The sequence below is a fragment of the Acetomicrobium mobile genome (genome assembly GCF_937920065.1).
In genome coordinates this window covers 1-2,323 of record NZ_CALETC010000187.1, presented here as the reverse complement: position 1 = coordinate 2,323, position 2,323 = coordinate 1, and the positions used below count along the sequence as shown (strand labels likewise).

The window sequence follows — 2,323 nt, the reverse complement described above, 5'->3', positions numbered from 1 at the left end:
CATAACTAGAGACATTAGGCAATCTACGAGGTAATGGAAGGATGTTTTATATTTTGAGCTCTTCAAATTGATATAAGTTATTAAAGCACATCAGGTTTAGAAATGTCAACTACGCCGGTTAAATTTCACCCTCCAGGTATTGCACAAGGACATGCGTTATGCTAGTATTAATCGCGTCAAGGGGCGGGAATAGCTCAGCAGGCTAGAGCGGCGGCCTTCCAAGCCGCAGGTCGCGGGTTCGAATCCCGTTTCCCGCTCCAGTTTATTTTTGCAGCGCCCGTAGCTCAACTGGACAGAGCAACGGACTTCTAATCCGTAGGTTGTGGGTTCGAGTCCCGCCGGGCGCGCCAGTTATCCGAGAAAACCAGAAAAACGTGTTTGTAGCGCACAAAGTATCTTTTCTACACCCCTTCTTTTTGCTCCCTTTTCGCCAGCACAAGGCGAGAAGGGAGTGTTTTATGGTTGTCATACCTTTTCAGGAAAAAGCCTCTCGCTCTGTCTCTCCTGCCTTGACCACAAATACAAAAGGGTCAAAGCTAAAAAGTGCTATGTATTTTGCCTCGTGCACCTCGCCGATGTCCTTGGCTCAGGCTGCGGTTTCCACCGCCTTAGTTGGCATATTGGTCAAGCGCAATTCCATTGCTGCAAAGTCCACCAGCTGGCGAGTAAGATCCATATCCTTCATCCCTTCTTTGTGCAGGCCCAGGCAATATTTTTTGCTCGGGCCTGGGAAGACGTGTGGACACCTTAAAATTTTTGATACTTCTACGGCCCGGGTAGCGATTTCTTCATGTCCATGCCAAGCATCTCGCCCATCTTTGCATAAGCGGGTTTGAGGTCGTATTCTTCTTTATACTCTTGAGCCATCGGAATGCCCCAGCCATGTTCTTGAAGGAAACGAGTGCCTTCTACAAAATCTGGAAGCATGTAAGGAATTAACGAAAAAACGAGCTCATCATCTTGAGCAAAGGCCAAGCGACGGTCTCCTCTGCAGGGTATGGCAACCGTGCATTCATTGGCAAGAATTGGGGGCACCACAGCGTACACACAAACAGCATGTCCAGAGAGTTGGCAATGTAGATCTTTTCCGTCAAGCCAGTTTCTTAAAATCAACAATTGACTGGCCTGCATACTGTTAACGTGCATAACAATGACATCAGGCATAAAATTGCACGTGTTGATGGGGGCAGAGACGATGCCCTGATATATGCCGTACTCGAGATATGGCATATTTCTGCACCATTCAGAGGCTCCTTCAAGTGTTCTCACGCTGTCAGGATACCGATGATGTCCCTTAAGGAAATGGGGGATACGCTCAGCAAACCCCAACCCTACCACAGGCTCAAAACACCAATTATCCTCTTTAAACATCGCAATCATCCAGCCATCTCGTTGTGATTTAGCAAAACTCTGACACAAGGAATATTTATGTCCCCAATCACGCGTAGGGATCATTGCTCCCTCAGGTACTTCATCCCTGCTTTTCAGCATCTTCACCGCTATAGGATGGACCCTCATCCGAAGCCACTGTTCTAACTCAGTACCCAGTTTGTGAAGCTCATCCAATGTCATATAACCACTCCTCCTCGTGGAGCTATATTAATCCCTCATAGATGCTAATAACGTCTTTGCGGTCATAATCTCAGAAGTAGATTACTTGCGGGCTCAAATACCCGAGCATCAAGTAGACATAAAAGATGCTGTAATCAAGTCTTATCTGCTACTCAATCAGGCTTCCTAAAAAACTCCTCCGCCAGAGACCGATCATCAACCATCTATTCGTTATTTTATCTATAATTATCTCCGGCACCTTTTAACCGTTGACGCGGTCAAAAACCTCGTTGAATTTGACTTTTAAAATACATGTTGATAATATACACCTCGCAGACGTAAAAAGTAGCTCCAGTGTCGGCAGTAAGCGACAATTTTACTGGTAGTTGCGTGGATGCTCGGATACAGCCAGCGTTAAAAGTTGCAAGAGACTGATTCGTGGACTTCTAATCCGTAGGTTGTGGGTTCGAGTCCCGCCGGGCGCGCCAGTTATCCGAGAAAACCAGAAAAACGTGTTTGTAGCGCACAAAGTATCTTTTCTACACCCCTTCTTTTTGCTCCCTTTTCGCCAGCACAAGGCGAGAAGGGAGTGTTTTTTATTTTCTCACGCATACGGACTGCAATAGACTCGAAGATATAAGCTCAGATCTACGACGAACAAGACAAAGCCTGCAACTTGTAACATCTCAAAAAGAATGACACCAAAATTTATTCGCGCTACACGCTAATTTTCCTTTGACCTTTTTTTAAGCATTTCCATTTTGTGTTGTAT

The 2,323-nt window shown here is 45.8% G+C and carries 1 protein-coding gene and 3 tRNA genes; 3 read left to right on the top strand and 1 reads right to left on the bottom strand.

Annotated elements, in window-relative coordinates:
• The first annotated feature begins 183 nt into the window (after positions 1-183).
• Positions 184-260 (top strand) — tRNA-Gly (locus tag Q7P41_RS07320).
• Positions 261-273: 13 nt separating this feature from the next.
• Positions 274-350: transfer RNA gene (locus Q7P41_RS07315), tRNA-Arg, on the top strand.
• 415 nt (positions 351-765) lie between these two features.
• Here the strand turns inward: Q7P41_RS07315 and Q7P41_RS07310 are convergent.
• Positions 766-1,572: a DUF169 domain-containing protein gene (locus tag Q7P41_RS07310; protein WP_303883183.1), complete on the bottom strand. Its 807-nt coding sequence runs from the start codon at positions 1,570-1,572 to the stop codon at positions 766-768.
• A 390-nt stretch (positions 1,573-1,962) separates the two neighbouring features.
• Here Q7P41_RS07310 and Q7P41_RS07305 point away from each other — a divergent pair.
• Positions 1,963-2,039 (top strand) — tRNA-Arg (locus Q7P41_RS07305).
• Positions 2,040-2,323: the final 284 nt, after the last annotated feature.